Below are 25,200 nucleotides of genomic sequence, written 5' to 3'. Positions count from 1 at the left end.
TCGCGCTAACATCGCACTGTTTCGAGGAAACATCAGAAACCCCCGGAAACCTGGAGGGCTGAAGGATGGCCACCCGACCGCAGCTCGATCCGATGTCCTCGCTATGGGCGGTCATCGCCCTTCAGCTGCGCTTTCAAAGGGAGCGGGCCGGACTCACAGGCACCCAGCTCGGCGACAAGATCAGCTGTGTCCGTTCGACTGTTTCCCGGATCGAGTCCAATACCCTCAAGCTTGATCCGAAACAGGCGGCACTTGCCGACGAATCCCTAAAAACCGGCGGTTTATTCTCTGCTTTGGTGGTTCATGCTATGCGTGAGCCGGACGGTCAGTGGCGAAAGGAGCATCGCGACATCGAGGCGACTGCCTCGACAATCCGGATATTCGAGGCGGTGGTCATCCCTGGCCTGTTCCAGACCCCTGACTACGCGCGCGCTCTCGTGCTCGCCGGAGGTGCTGCCGAGGACGCGGTCCAAGCGGCCGTCGAGGAGCGTATGGGGCGACAGGCCATCCTGGCGCGGAAGGATCCTCCCCTGCTGTGGGCGATCATCGCCGAGACGGTTCTCGAGTGGCCCGTCGGCGGCTCTGGGGTCATGCTTGAGCAGTTGGCGCGCCTGCTCGAGCTTGCGGACATGCCGAATATTGGTATTCGGGTGGTCCCTAGGGCGGCGGGGGCATATAAGGGGCTTGATGGTAGTTTCAAGGTATTGTCCAATGCGTCAGGTGACGTTGCCTATCTGGAGTCACCCGGACAAGGAAGGCTGGTCTATTCGCTCGAAGCGCGCCCGTATCTCGACCGTTACGACCGGATAGGGGTAAAAGCCCTCAATGACGATCAGTCGAAAGAACTGATTCGTAGGAAGATGGAGTTGTATCAATGATCGAGCCGTACCGGAAGAGCAGCTACAGCGGAACCGATCAGGGTAGCGACTGCGTGGAGGTCGGAGTCGTCGGCCGGGACGAGGCATAGACGAAATCAATGATCGAGCCGTACCGGAAGAGCAGCTACAGCGGAACCCAGCAGGGCAGCGACTGCGTCGAGGTCGGAGTCATCGGCAGGGCCGAGTCTGAGACGGGCTGACGAACGGCCTCCGTCGAAGCGGAGGCTGCCACCCGGCCTCATGGGGGTCGGGTGGTCGGGCGGGCCTATCGTTTTCGTCTGTGACGACGGAGAAGGGGCTGTGGGCGGGCTTGCTGCTGGACGCGATGGTCGGCGACCCGCGACGAGGGCATCCGGTGGCCGCGTTCGGCCGGGCGGCGTCGGCGCTGGAGCGACGGCTCTACGCCGACTCTCGGGCGCGCGGGGCCGTGTTCACGGCGATCTGCGTGCTCGGAGCTGCGGCCCTGGGCACCGCCGCCGACGCGGTCGTACGGGACACCGCCGCGCGCACCGGCCGTACGGGACGCCGTCGGCCGCGCCTCCTCGGCCGGACGCCCGACCGGGCCCGGTCCGCCGCAGCCGGGAGCACCTCGACCGCAGCCGGCCCGGCCAGGGGCGCTTCAACCGCGACCGGCCTGGTCAGCGACGCTTCGTCCGCGGCCGGTCCGGTCAGCGATACCTCGGCCGCGACCGACCTGGTCAGGGGCGCCTCGACCGCGACCGGCCTGGCTCGGGGCGCGGTCACGGCGGTCTCGGCCTGGGCCGTTCTCGGCGGGACGTCGCTGGCGCGTGAGGGCCTCGCGATGGCGGCCGCCTTGGAGACGGGCGACGTGGAGGCGGCCCGGCGGCGGCTGCCGCATCTTTGCGGCCGGGATCCGAGTGCCCTGGACGCCAAGGAGCTGGTGCGGGCGACGGTCGAGTCGATCGCCGAGAACACCTCCGACGCCGCCGTCGCTCCGCTGTTCTGGGGGTCGGTCTTCGGCGTGCCGGGGCTGCTCGCGTACCGGGCGGTCAACACGCTGGACGCGATGGTCGGGCACCGCAGCCCCCGCTACCTGCGCTTCGGCTGGGCCGCCGCCCGCCTCGACGACGCCGCGAACTGGGCGCCCGCGCGACTGACCGGCCTGCTCACGGCGGTCTGTGCCCCGCTCGTCGGCGGATCGCCGCGCACCGCGTACGCCGTGCTCCGCCGTGACGGTGCCGCCCACCCCAGCCCGAACGCCGGGCGCTGCGAGGCGGCGTTCGCCGGGGCGCTCGGCGTACGACTCGGCGGCGTCAACGTGTACGGGAACCGCGTCGAGCACCGGCCCGAGCTCGGTGACGGCCGCGCCGCCGAACCGTACGACATCCGGCGTGCCGTCCGCCTGTCCCGGGCGGTCACGGTCGCCTCGGCCGTCGTCACGGTCGGCGCGCGCGCGGCGGTCAGGGCTGGGTGGCGGAGCCTGCGCCGCTGACGGCGGCGAGCCGCGCGGTGTGCCCCGGCAGGTGCTCCTCGGCCCGCATCCGGATGAGCCGGTCCCACGTCACCTCGGCGTCGGTGACCTGACGACGGCGTTCCGCATGGTCTACCACGCCGCCGACGGCCTGCTCGACGACCTGATCGCCCCAGGCACGCCGATCGACGTCCGTGAGGTCACCGCCGTGGTGCAGGAGCTCGCGCACCGGGCCCTCGGCGCCTCCTGAGATCCCGTCACGGCTCAGGACTCTCGATAGGCCGTCACCCGGCCGTGTGCGCGAGGATGGCGGCGGCCAACTCCTCGTGCACCGCAGGCGGCAGCGTGTGCCCCATGCCAGCCACGATCATCAGCCGCGCCCCTGGGATCTGCTCGGCGATGATCGCGCCGTGGCCCGGCTTGGCCGGCTCGTGGCTGCCCTCGATGACCAGTGTGGGTGCCTTCACCTGGTGCAGCACGCCCACCGGCTCGAAGTCGGGCTTGGCCATCGCGGCCAGCCGGTGGTTGGCCACCGCCGACAGGTCACGGGCCCGGTCGTGGATCCGTTCCTGCAGCCGGCGCGCCGCGTCCTCGTCGAACGGCAGCCCGGTGCCGTGCAGCACGCGCTGCTCGGCGATCATGCCGTCGATCCGCGCGCGCCGGTCCTCCGGTGGCGGGGCGGCCATCAGCGCGCGGTAGAAGGCCACGAACTCCGGCGCCGGTTCGGGCAGGCTCCCCTCGGACTGCGGCTGCCCCATCAGGGCCCGCATGAGCGCCTGACCCTCGCCGCCGCCGAGCGGCGAGGAGGCGACGACGGTCAGCGAGCGCACCCGCTCCGGCCGCTCCACGGCGACGAGCTGGCCGAGCAGCCCGCCCGCCGAGTGGCCGACCAGGTGCGCGCTCTCCAGGCCGTGAGCGTCCATCACGCGGTAAATGTCGTTCTTGATGTCGTCCCATGTGTACGGCTCCGCCGCGAAGTCGACGGTGCCCGACATCCCGGTGTCACGGTGGTCGTACCGGATCACCCGGCGGCCTCCGGCGGCCAGGCGGCCGACGAGCTCGTCCGGCCACAGGATGCCCTGCGACATCGAACCCATGATCAACAGGATCGGCGTGTCCGTCTCGGCGCCGAACTCTTCGCTCCAGATGTTCACGTTCTGCATGTCTCAGAGCATGTCGTCTTCGGCTACGGGCGCCTTCTGTAGAACTACTAGTCGCGCCAGTTCCGTACGGGAGCCGATGCCCAGCTTCGGATAGATCTTGTACAGGTGGTACTCGACCGTGCGCGGGCTCAGGAAGAGCCGGGCGGCGATCTGCTTGCTCGACAACCCGTCGGCGACCAGGCCCGCGATGCGCAGCTCCTGCGGGGTCAGCGCGTCGAGCACGGCCGCGGGCGGGGCCTGCCCGCTCTCGCCCGCCGCCCGCAGCTCGCCCTGCGCGCGCCGCGCCCACGGCCGGGCGCCCGCCCGCTCGAACGTCTCCCACGCCGTCCGCAGATGCGCCCGCGCCTCGCCCGGCCGCTGCGCGCGGCGCAGGCGCTCACCCAGCAGCAGGGCCGTCCTGGCCGCCTCGAACGGGTTGGTGTGCAGCCGCAGCGCCTCGCCGAAGGCGTCCTCGGACGACTCGATCAGGCCCCGGCATCGGGCCAGCAGGGCGTGCGACTCGGCCGTCGCGGCGTGCGCCGACCATCGCTCGTACGCGGCCAGCGTCGTCCGCGCGCCCTCCTCGTCACCCGCGCCCACGGCGGCCTCGACGCGGTCCGGCGCGCTCCGCCACACCACGGTCGGATGCCCGGCGCCCGGTCCCGCCGCCGCGATGGCGTTGAAACGATCGTGCGCCGCCGCGTAGCGGCCCAGGCACAGGTCGAGCAGCGCCAGCGCGTACGCCGCCACTCCCGCTTGCAAACCCACCCGATGCGGTACGGCGATGGCCAGCGCCTCGCGGGCCTGCCGCTCGCAGGGCTCCTCTTCGCCCCGCAGCGCCGCCAGCGCCGCCAGATTGGCCAGGTGCGCGGCCACCGTGTTCTCGTACCCGGCCTCCCGGGCCAGCGCCAGGCCCTCCTCGGAGATGGCCTGGCTGCGTGCCAGCCGCCCGGTGATCCGCTCGGCGGTCGCCACGAACTCCAGCACGACGGGCAGCTGCCCGGTCATACCCGACACCCTGGCCACGCGTCCGGCCCGGCCGGCCATCTCGGTCGCCAGATCCGACTCGCCCAGAGCGCTGGCCGCGGCCGTCGCCCACAGGTACCCCGCCGCGTCCTCCAGCTCGCCGGCCCGCGCCAGCGCCCGCCGCAGCAGGCCCGGCCCGGCGATGTCGCCGTCAAACGTCAGGCCGATCCCGGCCACCACGTCCCGCAAGAAACCCTCGGGGTGCACCGCTGCCCTCCGGCCGAGCTCGACGACGGCCGCCGTGTCGCCGACGAATGAGGCCGCCTCCACGGCGTCGGCCAGCATGTCCAGGCTCTCGCCCGCCGCCAGGATCCGTACGGCCTCGGCGGCGTTGCCCGAGTTCAGCTCGAACCGGCCCCGGAGCCGGGCGATCTCCGTGGCGAGGGTGGCGTCCCCGTCGGCCCGTTCGCGCGCCTCGGCCAGCAGCGACTCCGCCTGTCCCGGGCGGCCGCCGAGCCAGGCCGCGACGGCGGCGTCCTTCAGTCGGACGGCACGGGCGCGCGGCTCGGGGGTCAGCTCGGCGGCCCTGGCCAGGGCCGTGGCGGCGGCGCCGTACCCGCCGCGGTCGCGCGCCCGCTCCGCGGTGGCCACCAGCGCGGCGGCGACCTGCTCGTCCTGGCCCAGGGCGGCTCCGGCCAGGTGCCAGGCGCGGCGATCATCAGCGGTCAGCTCCGCCAGGACCGCGTGCACGCGGCGGACGTCGGCGGGAGCAGCCGCCTCGTGCACCGCGGACCGGATGAGCGGATGACGGAAACGCACGCTCGTGCCTGACACCCCGGCCAGCCCGGCCCCTTCCAGCTCGGCCAACGCGACCCGCCCGGCCCAGGCCCCCGTGTTCTCGCCGGGCCGTACCGCTCGCTCGGCGAACAACCGGTCGGTGGCGCGCAGGACCTGGTCGAGGTCGGCCTCCACGGCGGCGACCAGGGCGACCAGCCGAGCAGGGGCGGACAACGCGGCCACCCGATCGCCGAAGAGCCGGGCGCCACCGGGCAACGGTTCAGGCAGCGGATTGCGCCCGGCGAGCTGCGCGGGCGTCAGGCGGGCGGCGATCTCGCCCAGGGCGAGCGGATTCGCGCGGGTCAGCGTGACGAGCTCCCGCGCCACATGAGCGGGCAGCACACCGTGGCGGGACTCCAGCAGCTCGGCCGCAGCGGACTCGGGCAGGCCACGCACGTCCACTGTCAGCGGCACGCCCTTGACCGGAACATCCCCGCGCACGGCGAACAACATCGCGATCCGTTCCGTCCCCAGCCGCCTGGCGGCGAACAGCAGCGCGTCGGCCGAGGCCCGGTCCACCCACTGGAGGTCGTCGACCACGCAGATCAGCCCGTCCGGCGCCGCTGCCTCGGCCAGCAACGAGAGCACGCCGGCGCCCAGCAGGAACCGATCCCCGGCACTGCCCGCGGCAAGCCCCAGGGCCGTACTCACAGCGTCGCGCTGCGGTTCGGGCAGTGCGTCGAGCGAGCCGGTCACCGGCCACAGCACCTGGTGCAGCGCCGCGAACGCGAGGTCGGACTCGGACTCGACGCCGGTAGTCCGTAGGACCCGCATCGCGCCGCCTCGCTCGGCCACCGCGTCGAGCAGGGCGGTCTTGCCCGCGCCCGCCTCGCCCCGCAACACCGCCGCGCCGCCGGAGCCGTCACGGGCCCGCACGATCACCTCGTCGAGTGCATTGATCTCCGCAGATCTGCCGTAAAGCACAAACGCCCACTGTAGGAGACCCCCACGCCGGCCCGGCTGCTACCGTCGGCGTCCGTGGGCAATGGGATGCTGCTGGTCGCGGGGACGACGTCGGATGCGGGCAAGAGCGTCCTCACGGCGGGGATCTGCCGGTGGCTCGCCCGGCAGGGGGTCAAGGTGGCCCCGTTCAAGGCGCAGAACATGTCGCTCAACTCGATGGTCACCGCCGACGGGGCGGAGATCGGGCGGGCGCAGGCCATGCAGGCCGCCGCCGCGCGGGTCGAGCCCACCGCCCACATGAACCCGGTGCTCCTCAAGCCCGGCAGCGACCGGCGCAGCCAGGTGGTCGTGCTCGGCCGCCCGATCGCCGAGGTGGATGCCATGGGGTACGCCGAGCACAAGCGGCGCCTCCGCGAGGTGGTCCTCGCCAGCCTCGCCGAGCTGCGCGCGCGGTACGACGTGGTGATCTGCGAGGGGGCGGGCAGCCCCGCCGAGATCAACCTGCGCGCCGGCGACCTCGCGAACATGGGCCTCGCGCGCGCCGCCGGGTCCCCGGACGGCCCCGGCATGCCGGTGATCGTCGTCGGGGACATCGACCGGGGCGGAGTGTTCGCCGCGCTGTACGGGACGGTCGGCCTGCTGGAGCCGGAGGACCAGCGGCTGATCGCCGGATTCGTCATCAACAAGTTCCGGGGCGCGCCGGAGCTGCTGGCCCCCGGCCTCGCGCAGATCACCGCCCTGACCGGCCGGCCGGTGTACGGCGTGCTGCCCTGGCTCGGCGGGCTCTGGCTCGACGTGGAGGACTCCCTCGCCCTGGACGCGCGTCCCCCGTCGCGTCCCGCGGCCACGGGGGAGACCCTGCGGGTCGCGGTCGCCCGGCTGCCCCGCATCTCGAACTTCACCGACCTGGACGCCCTGTCCGCCGAGCCGGGCGTGACCGTACGGTTCGCGACCATGCCCGGCGAACTGGCCGACGCGGACCTCGTCGTGCTGCCCGGATCCCGCGCCACCGTCTCCGACCTGGCCTGGCTGCACGAGCAGGGGCTGGCCGCCGAGGTCGTACGACGGGCGCGGGCCGGCCGGCCGGTGCTCGGGATCTGCGGCGGCTACCAGATGCTCGCCCACGAGATCCTCGACGACATCGAGTCGATGGCCGGGCCCGTGGCGGGCCTCGGGCTACTGCCGGTGCGCGTGGAGTTCGCCCCCGACAAGACCCTGCGCCGGCCCAGCGGCACCGCCTACGGCGAGCCGGTGCACGCGTACGAGATCCACCACGGCATGGCCGCCGTGGAGGGTGGGGAGCCGTTCCTCGACGGCTGCCGCGTCGGGGCGGTCTGGGGCACGACCTGGCACGGTGCGCTGGAGAACGACGGCTTCCGCCGCGCGTTCCTCGCCGACGTCGCCCGTACCGCGGGCCGCGACTTCACCCCCGCCCCCGACACCGACTTCGCGGCGCTGCGGGAGGCACAGCTCGACGCGCTCGGCGACCTGGTCGAACGCCACCTCGACACCGACGCTCTGTGGCGTCTCATCGAGACCGGCGCCCCGCCGGACCTGCCGATCGTGCCGCCCGGCGGCGCCGGGTCATGACCGAGCGGGGCGAGCATGGCGTGCCTGGTCGCTCCTGCGGCGAAAGAGGTCGTATGAGTGAGCGGAGCGAGTGAATCGAAGGCATGGCGCGTCTGGTCGCTCCTGCGGCGAAGGAGGTCGCATGAGCGGGTTCGGGCCGGGCGAAGGCCGCTGGCGGGCGCGGCTGGGCTCGCTTCGGCAGGTGGTCCGGCAGGAGCTCGTGGCGCGGCAGCTCGCCGCCCATCTTCCGGACGCGCCGCCCCGGCGCGTCCTCGACCTCGGCTGCGGCCAGGGAACGCAGCTGCTCCGGCTCGCCCGCCGCGGGCACGCCGTGACCGGGCTGGACGCCTCATCCGCCCTGCTCGGCGACCTCACGACCGCGCTGGGCGCCGAACCGGCCGCCGTACGGGAGCGCGTCCGTGTCGTCCGGGGCGACGTGACGCGGGCCGCCGCGCTGTGCGGGACGGCGGTCTTCGACGTCGTCCTGTGCCACGGCGTGCTCATGTACTTCGCCGACCCGGGCCCGCTCCTCGACGCCGTCGCGGCCGTCGCCGCGCCGGGCGCGCTGGTGTCCCTCCTCGTCCGCAACGGCGACGCCCTGGCCATGCGGCCCGGCCTCCTCGGCGACTGGCCGGCCGCCGCGGAGGCCTTCGACGGCACGTCCTACCGCAACCGGATCGGTGTCGAGGCCCGCGCGGATCGGCTCGCCGACCTGACGGCCGCGCTCGCCGAGCGCGGGCTGTCCGTGTCCGCCTGGTACGGCGTCCGCGTCTTCACCGACACCGCCGCCGACGACGCCCCCGTACCCGAGGACCTCGACGCGCTGCTCGCCGCCGAGGAGCGCGGCGGCCGCACGGATCCGTACCGCCGGGTCGCGGCCCTCCTTCACGTCATCGCGCGGCGGTCGCCGGGCGACTGAGGGCCAGCCTCGGCCTGGCGAACGTCAGGTCTTCTGGCGTGAGGTGGCGGCCAGGGAGCCGAGGAGAGCGAGGGCCTGGCTGCTCGCCGAGGCCGGTTCCGCGTGGTAGACGACGAGCTCCTGCCCGGGGCTGGAGCGGACGTCGAAGGTCTGCATTGTCAGCGTCAGCTCTCCGACGTCGCGATGGTCGAAGCGTTTGCGGTCGAGCGCCTTGCCGCGGGCGTCATGGTGGGCCCACAGTTCGGCGAACTCGGGGCTCTGGTCGAGCAACTCGGTGAGCATCTGCCGTACGCGCGGGTCGTGCGGCGCCTTGCCGTAGCCGAGCCGGAAGCCGGCCACCGAGTTTCGCGCGACGTCGTGCCAGTCCCGGTAGAAGGCTCGCGCGGACGGGTCGGTGAACACGACGTGCATGAGGTTGCGCGAGTGCGCCCAGTCGTGGAAGAGCGCGTCGGCGATCGCGTTCGAGGCGAGCACGTCGTAGGCGCGGTTGTAGACGATGGCCGGGTTGTTCGGCCACGCGTCCATGAGCTGCAGCAGGCTCGGGTCGACGTGCTCGTCGACGGCGGCGGTCCCGGCTCGGGGGCTGAGCCCGGCAAGGCGGAACAGGTGTTCGCGGCCGTCCTCGTCGAGGCGCAGGGCGGCGGCCAGGGCGTCGATCACCTGCGCCGAAGGCGTGCGTTCGCGGCCTTGCTCGAGACGGATGTAGTAGTCGACGCTGACGCCGGCCAGCAACGCCACCTCTTCGCGTCGCAGACCGGGGACCCGCCGATGGCCGACGCTCGGAAGGTCGGCCTCGCCCGGCGTGATCTGGGCCCGCCGGGCGCGCAGATAGGCGCCGAGGTCGGAGCGTGTCATACCGGCATCGTAGGCGCACGGACCAGCCCCTTCGTGGGTGCGGTACTCCCAGGAAGACAGCGCCCTCCCACCGCGCTTCGGCGTCGGCCATCGTCGAAGTCACGCCGAAGAACCAGGATGAAACACGCGAGCCGCCCGACCGCAAGGTCGTCCTCGTCACGGGCGCCGGCAGTGGCATCGGTGAGGCCGTGTCGTACGCCCTCGCACAGCCGGCCGGCGTCGACGTCAACGAGATCGTCGTACGGCCGGCCCGCCAACGCTGACCGACCGATACCAAGAGAAAGAAGCCATGACCATCACCCCGACCACCCCCGCCCTCCCGGCCACGTGGGACCTCACCGGACGGGTCGCCGTCGTCACCGGCACCGCACGGGGCATCGGCCGTGCGACGGCCACCCTGCTGCGCGCCCGCGGCGCCCGGCTCGTCGTCACCGACCGCTCCGACGCGGTCCAGGAGCTCGCTGCGGAGGACCCCGACAACGTGGCCGCGCTGGTCGGTGACGTCGCCGACGAGGACCTCGCGCGCTCGACCATGCGGCTGGCCGTCGACCGGTTCGGCCGCCTCGACATCCTCGTCAACAACGCGGGCCGTACGCTGAACAAGCCGATCACCGAGACCACCGTCGAGGACTTCGAGGGCATCCTGCGCGTCAACGCCGGCGGCAACTTCGTCCAGGCACGTGAGGCCTTCCGCGTCATGGAGGCCGGTGGCGGCGGCGCGATCGTGTCGATCGCCTCGATCTCATCGGTCGTCGCCTTCGAGACGCAGACGGCCTACGCCGCGTCGAAGGGCGCCCTCGCCCAGATCACGCGTGTGCTCGCCATCGAGGGCGGCCCGAAGGGCATTCGCTCCAACGCGGTCCTCCCCGGTGTGATCGACACCGACATCATGGAAGGCGTCGTCGAGAACGGCCGCGAGATGCTCGCCTCGTTCGGTGAGGCTCACCCGATCGGCCGGATCGGGCGTCCCGAAGAGGTCGCCGAGGCTGTCGCGTTCCTCGTGTCCGATGCCGCCGCCTTCATCACCGGCGCGCTCGTCGCCGTCGACGGCGGATGGACCGCCCAGTGAGCGGGCCCGCCGGAATAGCACGGAGCGTACGTGCCTTGTCCGCGATGTGACCGATCATGAGATGTTCGAACTCGGTGATCTTCCGTTGTCGCGCGGCGGCACCCTGCCGGACGCCAGGCTCGCCTACCGGACGTACGGCGAGCTCGCCCCGGACCGGTCCAACGCGATCCTCTTCCCGACCTGGTTCGCCGGGACCCACGAGGCGAACGAGTGGCTGATCGGCGACGGACGGCCGCTGGACACCCGCCGGTACTTCGTCATCGTGCCGAACCTGTTCGGGAACGGCCTGTCCAGTTCCCCGAGCAACACCCCGGCGCCGTACGACCGCGCCCGGTTCCCGCACGTGACGATGTACGACAACGTGGCGGCGCAGCATCTCCTCGTCACCGAGCGGTTCGGGATCGAGCGGCTCGTGCTCGTGTTCGGCGCGTCGATGGGCGCCGGGCAGACGTACCAGTGGGCGGTGAGCCATCCCGACATGGTCGAGCGCATCGCGCCGATCACCGGTTCCTCGCACACCAGCCCGCACAACCAGGTGTTCCTCGAAGGCCTCCGGGCGGCGCTCACCGCCGACTCGGCGTTCGCCGGCGGCGACTACGCCGAGCCGCCGCGCGGCGGCATGCGCGCCTTCGCCCGGGTGTACGCGGGCTGGGGTCTCTCCCAGGCCTTCTACTGGGAGCGCGTGTACGAACGGCTCGGGTTCCCCACACTGGAGGACTTCCTCACCGGCGTGTGGGAGCCCAACTTCGCCGGCTCTGATCCCAACGACCTGATCGCGATGATGTGGACCTGGACGCACGCGGACATCGGGCAGACCCCGGGGTTCGACGGCGACACCGTGGCGGCGCTCGCCTCGATCAAGGCACGGGCGCTCGTCATGCCGTCGGAGAAGGACCTGTACTTCCCGCCCGAGGACGAGGCGTGGAGCGTCCAGTACATCCCCGACGCCGAGCTGTGCGTCATCCCCGGCATCTGGGGGCATCTCGCAGGCGGCGGCGCCGACCCGGACGCCGCGGCGTTCGTCGGCGAGGCGCTGCGGGACTTCCTGCGGCGCTGACCGGCCGTACCGGGTCTAGGCGGCCCCGGCCTGGTGCGCGGCGGTCTCGATGACCTCGAGGCCCGCGATGGCGTCCTCGAGGGTGACCGGGGGCGGGCCATCGCCACGGACCGCCGCCGCGACGGCCGGATAGAAGTCCTGGTAGCGGCCCGGGTCGGTCGGCTCGGGCCGGGTGTCGCCGGGGGTTCCGACCGTTCCGTACGCCTCCGGGGGCGTCACGCCGTAGTCCGAGTCCGTGGGCGTGAGTCCGGCGCGGAGCTGGTCCTCCTGGACGTCCAGGCCGTACGTGACGTAGGCGGCGCGGTCGCCGAGCACCCGGAAACGGGGCCCGAGGTCCGCGCTGATCGCGCTCATCCACAGGTGGGACCGGACCCCGCCCTCGTGCGTGAGCGCCACGAACGCGTCGTCGACCGCCTCCGCGCCGGGCCGCCGTACGTCCAGCTCGGCGTGGACGTCCACGGGCGGGCCGAACAGCGTGATCGCCTGGTCGATCAGATGGGCGCCGAGGTCGTACAGGGCGCCGCCGGCGGCGGCCGGGTCGGCGGTCTCCTTCCAGCCCGGCTTGATCTGCGGGCGCCAGCGCGTGAACCGTGACTCGAACCGCAGCACCCGGCCGAGCGTCCCGTCGCCGATCAGTCGGGCGGCGGTCCGGAAGTCGCCGTCCCAGCGGCGGTTGTGGAACGGCACCACCAGGGGGCCGCCGGCCAGCGACCGGGCCTCGGCGGCCGTGGTCGCGATCGGCTTGTCGACCACGACGGGGATCCCCGCGTCGAGCGCCGCGCGGGCCAGGGGGACGTGCGTGCGGTTCGGCGTCGTCACCACGACCAGGTCGTATCCGCCGGACCATAGATCGTCGGGTGCGTCGACGAGCTCGGTGCCGGCGTACCGGTCACGGACGGCGGCCCGGCGTTCCGGGTCGCGGGTCACGACGGCGGCCAGCTCCAGTTCGGGGGCGGCGTCGATCAGGGGAGCGTGAAAGACCGCACCCCCGGTTCCATACCCGATCAAAGCGACACGCAGCTTGTCCACAGATGGCCTCCTTCGAGACCATTTGATCACGCTCCGGGTCTGTCCCGGCATGGTGGATCGGCTTAGTCTCCGAATGTGCGCACGCCCGACCCGTCCCCGGCCTCGAATCTGACCGAGGCGCTGAGCCAATGGACACTCGCGTTCGGATGGTGGGACCGGGTCGCGTTCCTGTGCGGTGACGACGGCTTCACCCACGGGGAGGTGCACCTCGGCGCGGGCCGCGCGGCAGGCGTGTTCCGGGAGCACGGCGTACGGCCGGGCGACCGGGTGGTGATCGCGCTGCCCGGGTCGATGGAGTTCGTGTGGGCGTTCCTCGGCGCGGTGCGGATCGGGGCGATCGCGCTGCTCACCGACCCGGAGGCCTCGGCCCTCCCCCCGGGAGAGATCGCGGTCTGCGCACACGGCCGGCATGAGCACGTCATCACCCCCGCCGAACTGGTCACCGCGATGTCCCGTGTGCCGGCGTCGCCGGCGCACCCGGTGCACCCGGGCACGCCGGCCTTCGCCCAGTACGGCGTGCTGTACGCGCACGGCGATCCGGAGGTGTCGTTCCTGGCGATGGAGCCGTTCGGCCTCCGGGAGAACGACGTCCTGTTCTCCGTGCCGAAGACCTACGACCCGGTGGGGCTGCGCAACACCGTCTTCCTGCCCCTGTACTCCGGGGCGAGCGCGGTGCTCGACTCCGGCCGCCGTTCGGTCACCGGGGTCGCCGAGCGGGTGCGCCGCCACCGCGCGAGCGTTCTGCTCTCGACGTCGGCCTTTCTGACGAGGCTCGCCGCGGAGGGCTCCCGCGAGCCGTTCTGGCCGTTGCGCATGGCCGTCTCGCAGGGCGCTCCGCCGCCGGTGCACGCCGAGGAGTGGCTCGGCTGCCCCGTGCTGACGCCGTGACCGGTGGTCAGGACCCACGCCGATGGAGGGGCGGCCGGCTCGTCCTGACCGCGTGACCGGCGGTCAGGTCCCCGCGCCGATGGAGGAGTGGCTCGGCAGTCCCGTGCTGACGCCGTGACCGGGGTCAGGGCTCGCGCCGATGGGGGAGTGGCTCCGCTGGCTCGTCCTGGCCGCGTGACCGGCGGTCGGGTTCCCGCGCCGAGGTCGGTGCCCTGACCGGAGGTCAGGACGCCGCGCCCGCGTAGGTGCCGAAGCTCCAGAAGACGCCCTCGGGGTCGCGGACGGTGAACCCGCGCGACCCGTAGTCCTCGTCGCGCAGGCCCTGGACGACGGTCGCACCCGCCGCCACCGCCCGTTCGTACAGCGCGTCGGGCTCGTCGGTCACGACGTACACCGATCCCGTGCCGGGCGGCAGGTCGGCGATCGGGCTGTCGGTGCGGGCGGCGCTGCCGAGCATGACGCCGCCGCCTCCCGGCGCGCGGAGCTCGGCGTGCTCGACCCGGTCGTCGTTCTCGTACACGGCGACCTCCTCGAACCCGAAGGCGTCGACGAGGAACCGGATGGCGGCGTGGGCGTCCTTGTAGCGGAGTGCGGGCCAGATTCGTGTCTCGCTCATGCCTTCATGGTTCCCCTGGGGCGTCCTCGTCGCCTTGGACGAATGGGAGCTCCTCGTCGGCCAGCCACGCCGACGGGGGACATCCGGCCAGGTCGTTCCACTCGCGCGCCAGGTGAGCCTGGTCGTAGTAGCCGCAGGCGGCCGCGACGTCCGCCAGGGACGGCCGGCCGGGCCGCTGAAGCAGCCGCTTGGACCGCTCGAACCGCATCACGCGGGCGGCCTCCTTGGGCCGCAGGCCGTACTCCGCGGCGAACCGCTCGCCCAGATGACGCCGGCTCCAGCCCACCTCGCGCGCCAGGTCGGCGATCCGTACGGTCCCGTCGGTCTCGGCGAGGCGCCGCCAGGCGTACGCGAGCTCGGGCGCCGGTCCCGGCAGCCGGCCGATGCCGCGCGACAGCACGTCCTCGACCACGGCGAATCGCGCCCGCCAGGTCGGGCCCTCGGCGAGGCGTTCGACCAGCTCCCCGGCCCGCGGGCCGATCAGGTCGTCGAGGGACAGGACGTCCCCGCCGATCGCGGCGGCGGGCAGCCCGAACAAGGAGCGCGCCCCCTCCGGCGTGAGGTCGAGCTGAACCCCGGCCAGGTCGCCGTCGTGCGCGATCGTCACCGGCCAGGTGTGCAGGCCTCCCACGAGGGCCATGAAGGCGTCCGGCGTCCGGTCCGCGCCGGCGAGCGTACGGGTCGGGGCGTCCAGGCTGAGGACCACGGTCAGGTGCCGGGACGGGAGCCCGCGATGCGTCCCCGGGCCGAACCCCTCGTAGCGGTAACCGACGCAGCGTGCCACCGACGGCGCGAGCCGCGCCGACGGCCGTACCCGGGCCGTCTGGTCGACGGTAGCGACACTACCCATGGCCTCCACGGTAACCGGCGGACCGCGGACGTGGCGGTCTCCGCGACCGACGGACCGCACGTGGCGGTCTCCGCGACCGGCGGGCCGGGGACGTGGCGGTCTCTGCCGACCGACGGGCCCCGGGGCGTACGGGTCGCGGGCGGGCGGATCCGGGGTGACCGGTGCGTCGCGGGTGTGCGGGGGCTCGGCCTCAGGCGGTCGGGGCGAGGTTGGGGAGGGTCTCCAGCGCGCGGACGAGCGGGGCGAGCTCGGGCAGCGCGGCGGCGTCGGCGAGCGCCGCCTCCAGCGCCGCGTTGTGGGTCGGAGTGGCCTTGGCCAGGAGCTCGCGGCCCGCCTCGGTGACCTCGGTGTAGATGCCGCGCCGGTCGTCCTCGCAGAGGTACCGGCCGAGCAGGCCGCGGTTCTCCAGCCGGGTGACGAGACGGGTGGTGGCGCTCTGGCTGAGGACGAGGGCGTTGGCGAGCTGCTGCATCCGCATGTGCCAGTCCTCCTGGCGGGACAGCAGGTGGAGCGTGCAGTACTCGTTCACGCTCAGGCCGTGCTCGGCCTGCAGGGCCCGCTCGACCCTGTCCTCGATGCGGGCGTGCAGGGCGGCGAGGGTCCGCCAGCCCTGGGCGCGCGCCTCGGCCGCGTCATCGGGCAGTGGCATGGGTCACCACTCCTCTCATTTGGCATCTCGCCGATTGCGTGGTGAGATAGTCGGCGTATGCAAGTAATAGGCGTCTGCAACTAATGCGGGCGCGGGATATTGCGCACGCCTCTCAGTCTATGCGGAGGAGACCCTCATGCCCCTCGCGCTGCTCGCCCTTGCGATCGGCGGCTTCGGCATCGGCACCACCGAGTTCGTCATCAGCGGCCTGCTCCCCGAGCTGTCGACCGACCTTCACGTGTCCATCCCCACCGCCGGGCTCCTGGTGTCCGGCTACGCCTTCGGCGTCGTCGTGGGAGCCCCGCTCCTGACCGCCCTCGGATCACGGGTCTCCCGCAAGACCATGCTGCTGGCGCTGATGGGGCTGTTCACCGTCGGCAACCTCCTGTGCGCGATCGCCCCCGGGTACGGGGTCCTCATGGTCGCCCGCCTGGTCACCGCCTTCGCCCACGGCGCCTACTTCGGCATCGGCTCCGTCGTCGCCGCCGACCTCGTCCGCCCGGAGAAGCGCGCCGGCGCGATCGCGTTCATGTTCACCGGCCTGACCGTCGCCAACGTCCTCGGCGTTCCCGGCGGGACCGCTCTCGGCCAGGCCTTCGGCTGGCGGTCCACGTTCTGGGTCGTCAGCGTTCTCGGCGTGCTCGCCCTGGCGGGCATCGCCGCGCTCGTCCCGGCGCAGCCGCGGCCGTCGACCGACGCCGGCTTCCGCCACGAGCTGTCGGTCTTCCGGCGCGGCCAGGTCTGGCTCGCGCTCGCCATGACGGCGCTCGGCTGGGCGCCCGTCTTCACGGTCATCACCTACATCGCGCCGATCGCGACGCGCATCACCGGGTTCTCGTCGGGAGCGGTGCCGCTCCTCATGGTCCTGTTCGGTGTAGGCATGGTGGCCGGCAACACGCTCGGCGGCAGACTCGCAGACCGCGCCCTGATGCCCAGCCTGTACGCGATCCTCGGTTCGGTCATCGCCGTGTCCATCGTCCTGGCGGTCGTGATCCACGGCAAGGCCGGGGTGGTCGTCGTGATGCTGCTCCTCGGCGTGGCCGGCAGCGCCACGATCCCGCCGCTGCAGACCCGCGTCCTGGACAAGGCGGTCGGCGCGCCGACGATGGCGTCCGCCGCCAACATCGCGGCGTTCAACCTCGGCAACACCGTCGGCCCGTTCCTCGGCGGCCTCGCCATCGACGCCGGACTGGGCTACGCCGCACCGACCTGGATCGCCGCCCTCCTCGGCACCGCCGGCCTGGCGGTGGCCGTCGCCTCCGGCACCCTCGACCGCCGCATCCGTACATCTCCTGACGCGGTCACGCCGCATGCCGTTCCCGTGGGCGATGCTCACGTCCGGTGAGGGACGACCCCGCCGACGAGGTACTCCACACTGTCGGTCCGGATCCTGATCTGCGTGTATCAAAGTATTACCAGCTCGCGTCGACCTGGTAATACTTTGATACATGGCCGACACCTCTCCTGTATCGCTCGACCGCCTGGAGCGCTTGCCTGACACCTTTCCTGCCCGGCTGGCGCGCGGGGTCGGTCTGGCACCACGCGATCTCTACCGGCTCCGCGACGAAGGTGTGATTCACGAACTGAGCAGGGGAGTGTTCCGCAAGGCCACGGCGCCCGAGGGGCAGGTCGATCTGCTCGCAGTGGCGGTTCGAGCGCCAAGAGCCGTCATATGCCTCGAGTCGGCCCTATCGCTACATGGCCTGGTTGATGAAATCCCCACGAAGCTCCATATAGCCGTTCCTAGAGGGACTACGCCTCCTAGATTCGATTATCCGCCACTAGCGGTCCATCGATTTCACCCTGAGACCTTTGAAATCGGGGTCCAAATGTTCGAGGCGGCCCCATCGGAGCAGGTCCGGATATATAGTGCCGCCAGAAGTGTCGTGGACGCCATGCGGCTACGACACCTCGTCGGGGATGTATTCGCATTGCACGCGCTTCGCGTCTCGCTGGAGACCGGTGCCGCGCACCCCGGCGAATTGGTCGATCTAGCGCGGACCCTTGGGGCAGAGGGATCCGTGCTCCGAGCGATAGAGGCGGTGCTCTCCTGATGGCTCCGAACCCGCGACGCGATACGCCGGCCGGTCGGGCGTACAACGACCTGCGAAACAAGGCGCGAAGGGAGGGGCGTCCCACGGATGAGCTCCTGAGCTTATTCGTCCTCGAACGTTTCCTCTATCGACTGAGTCGATCCGATGTATCGGATCGGTTCGCTCTCAAAGGTGGCATGCTGCTGAGCGCCTACCATGCACGGCGCACCACCCGCGATGCTGATCTGTCCGGCATCGGCATATCGGTGGCGGAGGATGATGTCGTCGCCGTGATGGCCGGTGTCGCCGGTACTGTGGTCGACGACGGCGTCGAGTTCCTCGTTGATCAGATCCGAAGCCGTGCGATCCGGGAAGATGGGCCCTATGGCGGCACCAGAGTTATCATTCCCGCCCGTGTCGCCAGATTCCGCGCCAGTGTTCAGATTGACGTCAGCTCGGGTGACCCGATTGTCCCAGGGGCTCGGCGCATCGACTTTCCACAACAGCTTGAGGACTCCTCCTTCGAGCTGCTCGCCTACCCGATCGAGACGGTCCTCGCAGAGAAGATCCTCACGGCGCTGGAGAGAGGCGACGCGAACACACGAGTGCGTGACTATGCCGACGTGTGGCGACTCGCGGGAAGCAATGCGTTCTCCGGTGCCGGGCTGCATGACGCGGTGACCAAAGCGGCACATCACCGAGAAGTGAAACCGCGACCGCTTTCCGAACGCATCACGGCACTCGTCGATCTTCGGAGACGTGTCTACCGTGAATGGCGGAGGAGGCTGGGTCCGGACGGTGACGCGTATCCGGACGACTTCGCCGAGGTCGTGGCGGAGGTGATCACGTTCGCCGATCCGGTGTTGACAGGGGATGTCCTGGGAGCGAAATGGGATCCGGACATCCGGTCTTGGCGGCGATGAGCAGAGGGTCTCCGTCGCCGTCCTCCTTCCCGGACTTTGGATGAAACTCTCGCCATAGAGGGGTGATCTGGCAAGGGTTTCATCCAAGATCAGGATCGGGATCGGGTGACCTGGGGCGGTGCGGGGGCGGGGTGGTCCTCGTAGACTGGGCGCGCGACGGCGAGGGAAGGAACCCGGTGCGAATCCGGGGCTGTCCCGCAACTGTGACCAGGTAGCGAACCCGCGCGTACGGCCACGGCGACCAGCTGGAAGGCCGCGGGGGAGCGGTGACCTGGGAGTCAGGAGACTTCCCGCCGTCGGTGACCTTTCACCCGAGCCGGGGCGAGGACCCCCGAGGGAAGGAACGACACGTGCGTGTCCTGCTGCTCTCAACGGCCGATACCGAACTTCTGTCCGCCCGCTCCGCGAACGCCGGATATGTGACCGGCAACCCGTCCCGGCTGGACGTCGCCGACCTCGACGGGCTGTGCGAGGGCGTCGACGTCGTGATCGTCCGGCTGCTCGGCGGGCTGAAGACCTGGCAGGAGGGTGTGGAGGATCTGCGCCGGCGGGGCCTGCCGCTGATCGCGCTGGGCGGGGAGGCCGCACCCGACGCCGAGCTGATGGCGCTGTCGACGGTGCCCGCCGGCGTCGCCGCGGAGGCGCTGGACTACCTGCGCGAGGGCGGCGTGGACAACCTGCGGGAGCTCGCCCGCTTCCTGTCCGACACCGTGCTGCTCACGGGCGAGGGCTTCGAGCCGCCGAGGCGGATGCCGGCGTACGGCGTGCGCCGTACCGGCGCCGAGCCGGAGGACGGCCGGCCGACCGTCGGCGTCGTCTTCTACCGGGCGCACGAGCTGTCCGGCAACACCGCGTTCGTGGACACGCTGTGCGAGCGGATCGAGGAGCTGGGCGCGAACGCGCTGCCCGTCTTCTGCGGCTCCCTGCGCTCCGCCGACGAAGGGCTGCTGGAGCTGCTCGGCAGCGCCGATGCGCTGGTCGTCACGGTGCTCGCCGCCGGGGGAGCGGTGGCCGCGGACGCGTCGGCGGGCGGTGACGAGGACGCCTGGGACGCGGGGGCGCTGGCCGCCCTGGACGTCCCGGTCATCCAGGGCTTGTGCCTGACGACGTCCCGCGCGACGTGGGAGGCGTCGGACGCCGCGCTGTCCCCGATGGACGCCGCGATGCAGGTCGCGATCCCCGAGTTCGACGGCAGGCTCATCTCGGTGCCGTTCTCCTTCAAGGAGGAGGGACCGGACGGCATCCCCGTGTACGCCGCCGACCCGGAGCGGGCCGCCCGCGTCGCCGGGATCGCCGTCCGCCAGGCACGCCTCGGGCACACGCCGGTCGCCGAGCGCAGGCTCGCGATCGTGCTGTCGTCGTACCCGACCAAGCACGCCCGGGTCGGCAACGCGGTCGGCCTGGACACGCCCGTCTCGGCGGTCCGACTGCTCGCGGCGCTGCGTGAGGCCGGCTACGACATCGGCGAGCACCCCACCGACGGGGACACGCTGATCCACTCGCTGATCGCGGCGGGCGGGCACGACGTCGAGTGGCTGACCGAGGAGCAGCTGCGGGCCGCGCCCGCCCGGGTGCCGCTGAAGGACTACGAGCGGTGGTTCACCGCGCTGCCGGAGTCGCTGCGCGAGGGCATGCGGGGGCACTGGGGCGAGCCACCGGGCGAGCTGTACACCGACGGTGACGACATCGTGCTCGCGTCGCTGCAGTTCGGGAACGTCGTGCTGATGATCCAGCCGCCGCGCGGCTTCGGGGAGAACCCGGTGGCGATCTACCACGACCCCGACCTGCCGCCCTCGCACCACTACCTGGCGGCGTACCGCTGGCTGGACGAGGTGTTCGGCGCCGACGCGGTGATCCACCTTGGCAAGCACGGCACGCTCGAGTGGCTGCCCGGCAAGGGCCTCGGGCTGTCGGCCGAGTGCGCTCCGGACGCGGTCCTCGGCGACCTGCCGCTCGTCTACCCGTTCATCGTCAACGACCCGGGCGAGGGCACCCAGGCGAAACGGCGCGGCCACGCCGTGGTCGTCGACCATCTGGTGCCGCCGATGGCGCGCGCCGACACGTACGGCGACCTGGCCAAGCTCGAACAGCTCCTCGACGAGTACGCCACCGTCCAGGCGATGGACCCGGCGAAGCTGCCCACCGTGCGCGCCCAGATCTGGACGCTCGTGCAGGCCGCCCAGCTCCACCACGACCTGCACGTCGCCGACGAGCCGGGCGAGGCCGACTTCGACGACTTCGTCCTGCACATCGACGGCTACCTCTGCGAGGTCAAGGACGTTCAGATCCGCGACGGACTGCACATCCTCGGCCAGGCCCCGGAGGCGGAGCAGCGCGTCAACCTGGTGCTGGCCGTACTCCGTGCCGCGCAGGTGTGGGCGGGCAAGGCGGGCGCTCTGCCCGGCCTGCGCGCCGCGATCGCGCACGCGTACGGGCTGGACGAGCGCGAACTGCTCGCCGAACCGGGCGCGCGGGTGGAGGCCACGGCGCTCACCGAACTCGCGGACGGTCCCGCGCGGACCGCCTCCGACGCGATCGACCTCCTCGAGGCGGTGGCGCGCCGCCTCGTCGTGGGCATGGAGACGCTCGGCTGGGACCCCTCCCGGGCGGCCGCCGTCTGCGCCGAGGTGCTCGGCCGTGAGGTTCCCGACGTCGTACGCCTGCTGGAGTTCGGCGCGCAGGAGGTCGTGCCGCGCCTGGACGCCACGTCGCGGGAGATCGACGCGGTCCTGCACGCGCTCGACGGCGGCTACGTGCCCGCCGGTCCGTCCGGCTCGCCCACGCGCGGGCTGGTCAACGTGCTGCCGACCGGCCGTAACTTCTACTCCGTCGACCCGAAGGCGATCCCGTCCCGTACGGCGTGGGACGTCGGGGTGTCCCTCGCCGAGTCGCTGATCCGGCGCCACCTGGACGACACCGGCGAGTATCCGCGCAGCGTCGGCCTCACGGTGTGGGGGACCGCCGCGATGCGCACGCAGGGCGACGACATAGCCGAGGTGCTCGCGCTGATCGGCGTCCGCCCGGTGTGGGACGAGGCGTCGCGTCGCGTCACGGGCTTCGAGATCATCCCGGCGGAGGAGCTGGGCCGGCCGCGCGTGGACGTCACCCTGCGGATCTCCGGGTTCTTCCGGGACGCGTTTCCGCACGTCATCGCGCTCGTGGACGACGCGATCGGCGCGGTCGCGGACCTCGACGAGCCCGACAACCACGTCCGCGCCCACGCGCTGGAGGACATGGCCGGGCACGGCGACTGGCGGCGCGCGACCAGCCGGATCTTCGGGTCGAAGCCGGGCGCGTACGGCGCGGGCCTGCTGCCCCTGATCGACGCCCGCAACTGGCGGGACGACCGGGACCTCGCCGAGGTGTACGCCGTGTGGGGCGGCTACGCGTACGGGCGCGGGCTGGACGGGCGGGAGGCGCGCCCGGACATGGAGGCGGCGTTCCGCCGCATCTCGGTCGCGGCCAAGAACCAGGACACTCGCGAGCACGACATCGTCGACTCCGACGACTACTTCCAGTACCACGGCGGCATGGTCGCCATGGTCCGGTCGCTCACCGGGAAGAACCCCGCCGCCTACGTCGGCGACTCCGCGCTGCCCGACCAGGTGAAGACGCGCACGCTCGGGGAGGAGACCCACCGGGTGTTCCGCGCCCGCGTCGTCAACCCGCGGTGGATCGCCGCGATGCGCCGGCACGGCTACAAGGGCGCCTTCGAGCTCGCCGCGACCGTCGACTACCTCTTCGGCTACGACGCCACCGCCGGGGTGGTCGACGACTGGATGTACGAGAAGCTGGCGCAGGAGTACGTCTTCGACGCCGAGAACCGCGCGTTCATGGAGCGCTCGAACCCCTGGGCGCTGCGCGGCATCACCGAGCGGCTGCTCGAGGCCGCCGACCGCGGCCTGTGGGCCGAACCCGTCGCCGAGACCCTGGAGCGGCTGCGGCAGACCTATCTCGATCTGGAAGGTGACCTGGAGGCGGACGAGTAGGTGATATCTGCTGACATTCGATCCGACCCGAGCTGATCCGATCATCCACGGTGGTTGAATCTGCGCAATGAGCGCTGATTCGCCGGCCGAGCTGAGGCTCCGCGACTACACCCCTCGTTCGCAGGCACGGGCCGAGGTCACGTCGGTTCCCACCCCGGCCGTTCCGTGCGTCGACGTGCACAACCACCTGGGGCGATGGCTGTCGCCCGATGGCGGCTGGCTGGTCCGGGACGTGGCGGCGCTCGTCGCGGTGATGGACGAGTGCCAGGTCGCGACGGTCGTCAACCTCGACGGCCGCTGGGGGGACGAGCTCGGCGAGAACCTCGACCGGTACGACGCCGCCTATCCGGGCCGCTTCGTCACCTTCTGCCAGCTCGACTGGCGGCTGGTGGCCGAGCCGGACGGGGTGGACCGGCTGGTCGGTGAGCTCCGCGCCGCGGTCGCGCGCGGCGCCCGCGGGCTCAAGGTGTGGAAGGACCTCGGCCTGCGCGTCCGCGACGCCGACGGCAGGCTGCTGCCGCCCGGTGATCCGCGCCTGGCGCCGATCTGGCGGGCCTGCGCCGAGCTGGGGGTGCCGGTGCTGATCCACAGCGCCGACCCGGTCGCCTTCTTCGAGCCCCTGGACCGGTACAACGAGCGGCTCGAAGAGCTGATCGAGAACCCGGACTGGTGGTTCGGCGACCGGGACCGCTTCCCTTCGTTCGGTGAGCTGATGCTCTCCCTGGAACAGCTGGTCAAGACCCATCCGGACACGGCCTTCATCGGCGCGCACGTCGGCTGCAACGCCGAGGACCTGCGGTGGGTCGACCGGATGCTGACCGCCTACCCGAACTTCCACATCGACCTGGGAGGGCGGATGGCCGAGCTCGGCCGCCGGCCGCGGGCGGCGCGGGCGCTCGTCCTCCGCCACCCCGAGCGGGTCCTGTTCGGGACCGACGCGTTCCCTCCCCGCGGCGACGACTACCGTCTGTGGTTCCGTTTCCTCGAGTCGGCCGACGAGGCGTTCTCCTACGCCCCTGACGAGGCGGTCCCGCCCCAGGGGCGCTGGCATGTCCACGCACTCGATCTGCCGGCCACGGTGCTGCCGCCGCTGTACGCGGGCAACGCCCGCCGCCTGCTCCGCCTCTGACCGCCGCTCCACGTCTGACTGACCGTTAACGTGACGCATTCTTCGCGTATGCCTTGTTTCGGTGATCGATCCTGATCTAAAGTCCCTGGCAACAATCGCTAACGAGCATGAAGCATTCAGTAAAGCGCACTCGTTGGGCGGCCCTACGCAAGGGGAGTATGAAGATGCGCGCACCATCGCGACCGCTCGGCCGAGGGCTCGGTGCCCGGCTCACCGCCGTCGCCGCCACGCTGGCCCTCGGCGCCGTGGCGGGTTGCTCCGGAGGTTCCGGGTCGTCGCACGACGCCGTGATCGTCTGGCATGGGTACACCGACAAAGAGCTGACGGCGATCAACGCTCTGGGCCGGGAGTGGAACCAGGCGCACCCCGACCAGAAGGTGAACGTCACGTTCGCCGGCACCAACGACGACGCCCTGAAGAAGACGCTGGGCGCCTTCGTCTCGGGCAAGACACCGGGAGTCGCCTATGAGTTCGGCTCCTCGATCACGACGCTGGCCAAACGGTCGCAGACCCAGGACCTCACGCCGCTGGTGAAGGCCGCCCCCGCCTTCCAGTGGAACGACTTCTTCCCGGCCGCGCGGCAGGCGGCCACCACCCCCGACGGCAAGATCTACGGCATCCCCGCGCTGGTCGACAACCTCGCGCTGGTCTACAACAAGAAGCTCTTCGACGCGGCGGGGATCTCCTATCCGACGCCGTCCTGGACGTGGACCGACTTCCAGAACGCCGCGCGCCGGCTCACCGATGCTTCCAAGCACCAGTACGGCTGGTCGTACGCCAATGACGGCTCGGAGGACACCGTCTGGCGGTTCCTCGCGCTGCTGTGGCAGGCGGGCGGTGACCTGCTCACACCGGACGGCAAGAAGTCCGCGTTCGACTCGCCGGCCGGGCTGTCGGCGATGCAGCTGTTGCACGACATGGCGGTGACCGACCACTCCGTCTACCTGGAGACCGGCGACGGCCAGTACCAGAACCTCTTCAACTCCGGGAAGATCGCGATGCTCTGGACGGGGCCGTGGGACCTGTCCGGCATCCCCAAGGACGTCCAGTACGGCAGCCAGATCCTGCCCGGCAAGGTCACCCACGCCACCATCGCCGGGCCCGACAACTACATGCTGTTCAACAAGGCCGACCGCAAGACCGCATGGGCCTTCATCCAGTGGCTGGACTCCGCCGAGGTCCACCTGAAGTTCTCCATCGCCACCGGGGATCTCCCGTTGCGCGAATCGGAGACGAAGCTCCCCGGCTACCAGGACTTCCTCAAGCGGTACCCGGCCAACAAGGTCTTCGTGGACAACCTGACGAAGTTCGTCACCAAGTCCCGGCCCAACATCCCGGAATACCCGAAGATCTCGCAGGTCATCGGCACGGCGGTGCAGTCGGTGCTGCTGGGCAAGGCGCAGCCGAAGGCGGCCTTGGACCAGGCCCGTGACCAGGTCGACGCCATCCTGGCGGGTTCGTAATGGC

The 25,200-nt window shown here is 71.6% G+C and carries 22 protein-coding genes and 1 riboswitch; of the genes, 15 read left to right on the top strand and 7 right to left on the bottom strand.

The genetic code is table 11. From position 1 onward, the window contains the following. The first annotated feature begins 65 nt into the window (after window positions 1–65). The 5 genes from ABEA24_RS31915 (at window position 66) to ABEA24_RS31900 (ending at window position 2,560) form a co-directional block, all read left to right on the top strand. Window positions 66–878, top strand: coding sequence for a helix-turn-helix domain-containing protein (locus ABEA24_RS31915; RefSeq protein WP_345435193.1), 813 nt, complete (start codon window positions 66–68; stop codon window positions 876–878). Then, on the top strand, window positions 875–967 hold the full coding sequence (locus ABEA24_RS53750; protein ID WP_425551257.1) for a DUF397 domain-containing protein: 93 nt from the start codon (window positions 875–877) through the stop codon (window positions 965–967). Before ABEA24_RS31915 ends, ABEA24_RS53750 begins: the two co-directional genes overlap by 4 nt. Window positions 968–976: 9 nt before the next feature. Then, window positions 977–1,078 (top strand): DUF397 domain-containing protein, encoded by a 102-nt coding sequence (locus ABEA24_RS31910; RefSeq protein WP_345435191.1) that lies wholly within the window; start codon window positions 977–979, stop codon window positions 1,076–1,078. Window positions 1,079–1,158: 80 nt separating this feature from the next. Beyond that, the gene (locus tag ABEA24_RS31905; RefSeq protein ID WP_345435189.1) at window positions 1,159–2,331 is read left to right on the top strand and encodes a cobalamin biosynthesis protein; all 1,173 of its coding nucleotides are present in this window, start codon (window positions 1,159–1,161) and stop codon (window positions 2,329–2,331) included. A gap of 19 nt (window positions 2,332–2,350) precedes the next feature. Next, window positions 2,351–2,560: a hypothetical protein gene (locus ABEA24_RS31900; protein WP_345435187.1), complete on the top strand. Its 210-nt coding sequence runs from the start codon at window positions 2,351–2,353 to the stop codon at window positions 2,558–2,560. A gap of 34 nt (window positions 2,561–2,594) precedes the next feature. On the opposite strand, the gene ABEA24_RS31895 is transcribed toward ABEA24_RS31900, so the two are convergent. Continuing rightward, window positions 2,595–3,473 carry an alpha/beta hydrolase gene (locus ABEA24_RS31895; RefSeq protein WP_345435185.1) on the bottom strand — a complete coding sequence of 293 codons (879 nt, stop codon included), beginning with the start codon at window positions 3,471–3,473 and terminating at the stop codon, window positions 2,595–2,597. A gap of 3 nt (window positions 3,474–3,476) precedes the next feature. Further along, entirely contained in the window at window positions 3,477–6,179 is a 2,703-nt protein-coding gene (locus ABEA24_RS31890; RefSeq protein WP_345435183.1) for an ATP-binding protein, read from the bottom strand. A gap of 66 nt (window positions 6,180–6,245) precedes the next feature. Here ABEA24_RS31890 and ABEA24_RS31885 point away from each other — a divergent pair, with 66 nt between their 5' ends. Both ABEA24_RS31885 and ABEA24_RS31880 read left to right on the top strand, forming a co-directional pair. Continuing rightward, on the top strand, window positions 6,246–7,748 hold the full coding sequence (locus tag ABEA24_RS31885) for a cobyric acid synthase (RefSeq protein ID WP_345435497.1): 1,503 nt from the start codon (window positions 6,246–6,248) through the stop codon (window positions 7,746–7,748). Window positions 7,749–7,869: 121 nt separating this feature from the next. Then, window positions 7,870–8,646: a methyltransferase domain-containing protein gene (locus tag ABEA24_RS31880; protein ID WP_345435181.1), complete on the top strand. Its 777-nt coding sequence runs from the start codon at window positions 7,870–7,872 to the stop codon at window positions 8,644–8,646. Between the two features lie 24 nt (window positions 8,647–8,670). Here the strand turns inward: ABEA24_RS31880 and ABEA24_RS31875 are convergent, their stop codons facing one another. Then, window positions 8,671–9,501 carry a helix-turn-helix transcriptional regulator gene (locus ABEA24_RS31875; protein ID WP_345435179.1) on the bottom strand — a complete coding sequence of 277 codons (831 nt, stop codon included), beginning with the start codon at window positions 9,499–9,501 and terminating at the stop codon, window positions 8,671–8,673. 289 nt (window positions 9,502–9,790) lie between these two features. Between ABEA24_RS31875 and ABEA24_RS31870 the strand changes: the two genes are divergently transcribed. Together ABEA24_RS31870 and ABEA24_RS31865 are read left to right on the top strand one after the other, a co-directional pair. Further along, window positions 9,791–10,570 (top strand): SDR family NAD(P)-dependent oxidoreductase, encoded by a 780-nt coding sequence (locus ABEA24_RS31870; protein WP_345435175.1) that lies wholly within the window; start codon window positions 9,791–9,793, stop codon window positions 10,568–10,570. A 46-nt stretch (window positions 10,571–10,616) separates the two neighbouring features. After that, on the top strand, window positions 10,617–11,627 hold the full coding sequence (locus ABEA24_RS31865) for an alpha/beta fold hydrolase (protein WP_345435173.1): 1,011 nt from the start codon (window positions 10,617–10,619) through the stop codon (window positions 11,625–11,627). Between the two features lie 15 nt (window positions 11,628–11,642). On the opposite strand, the gene ABEA24_RS31860 is transcribed toward ABEA24_RS31865, so the two are convergent. After that, window positions 11,643–12,707 carry a Gfo/Idh/MocA family oxidoreductase gene (locus ABEA24_RS31860; RefSeq protein ID WP_425551256.1) on the bottom strand — a complete coding sequence of 355 codons (1,065 nt, stop codon included), beginning with the start codon at window positions 12,705–12,707 and terminating at the stop codon, window positions 11,643–11,645. 24 nt (window positions 12,708–12,731) lie between these two features. Here ABEA24_RS31860 and ABEA24_RS31855 point away from each other — a divergent pair, with 24 nt between their 5' ends. Then, a complete protein-coding gene (locus ABEA24_RS31855) occupies window positions 12,732–13,544 on the top strand; it encodes an AMP-binding protein (protein ID WP_345435169.1) in 813 nt (270 codons plus the stop codon). Window positions 13,545–13,767: 223 nt separating this feature from the next. On the opposite strand, the gene ABEA24_RS31850 is transcribed toward ABEA24_RS31855, so the two are convergent. The 3 genes from ABEA24_RS31850 to ABEA24_RS31840 form a co-directional block, all read right to left on the bottom strand. Continuing rightward, window positions 13,768–14,160: a VOC family protein gene (locus ABEA24_RS31850; RefSeq protein WP_345435167.1), complete on the bottom strand. Its 393-nt coding sequence runs from the start codon at window positions 14,158–14,160 to the stop codon at window positions 13,768–13,770. A 4-nt stretch (window positions 14,161–14,164) separates the two neighbouring features. Further along, complete coding sequence (locus tag ABEA24_RS31845; protein ID WP_345435165.1) at window positions 14,165–15,010, bottom strand: helix-turn-helix domain-containing protein; 846 nt, start codon at window positions 15,008–15,010, stop codon at window positions 14,165–14,167. A gap of 190 nt (window positions 15,011–15,200) precedes the next feature. After that, window positions 15,201–15,659, bottom strand: coding sequence for a MarR family winged helix-turn-helix transcriptional regulator (locus tag ABEA24_RS31840; RefSeq protein WP_345435163.1), 459 nt, complete (start codon window positions 15,657–15,659; stop codon window positions 15,201–15,203). A 136-nt stretch (window positions 15,660–15,795) separates the two neighbouring features. Here ABEA24_RS31840 and ABEA24_RS31835 point away from each other — a divergent pair, with 136 nt between their 5' ends. From ABEA24_RS31835 to ABEA24_RS31815, 5 genes are all read left to right on the top strand, one after another. Further along, window positions 15,796–17,004 (top strand): MFS transporter, encoded by a 1,209-nt coding sequence (locus ABEA24_RS31835; protein WP_345435161.1) that lies wholly within the window; start codon window positions 15,796–15,798, stop codon window positions 17,002–17,004. Between the two features lie 708 nt (window positions 17,005–17,712). Beyond that, window positions 17,713–18,615, top strand: coding sequence for a nucleotidyl transferase AbiEii/AbiGii toxin family protein (locus ABEA24_RS31830; protein WP_345435159.1), 903 nt, complete (start codon window positions 17,713–17,715; stop codon window positions 18,613–18,615). Between the two features lie 166 nt (window positions 18,616–18,781). Next, window positions 18,782–18,904, top strand: a riboswitch (cobalamin riboswitch). Between the two features lie 61 nt (window positions 18,905–18,965). After that, complete coding sequence (gene cobN, locus ABEA24_RS31825) at window positions 18,966–22,604, top strand: cobaltochelatase subunit CobN (protein WP_345435157.1); 3,639 nt, start codon at window positions 18,966–18,968, stop codon at window positions 22,602–22,604. Window positions 22,605–22,671: 67 nt separating this feature from the next. After that, complete coding sequence (locus ABEA24_RS31820) at window positions 22,672–23,733, top strand: amidohydrolase family protein (RefSeq protein ID WP_345435155.1); 1,062 nt, start codon at window positions 22,672–22,674, stop codon at window positions 23,731–23,733. Window positions 23,734–23,897: 164 nt separating this feature from the next. Further along, the gene (locus ABEA24_RS31815) at window positions 23,898–25,196 is read left to right on the top strand and encodes an ABC transporter substrate-binding protein (protein ID WP_345435153.1); all 1,299 of its coding nucleotides are present in this window, start codon (window positions 23,898–23,900) and stop codon (window positions 25,194–25,196) included. Window positions 25,197–25,200 lie beyond the last annotated feature (4 nt).

The sequence above is a fragment of the Actinoallomurus vinaceus genome, assembly GCF_039542055.1.
GTDB classification, from domain to species: Bacteria; Actinomycetota; Actinomycetes; order Streptosporangiales; family Streptosporangiaceae; genus Actinoallomurus; species Actinoallomurus vinaceus.
This window is presented reverse-complemented; position numbering and strand designations above follow the sequence as displayed.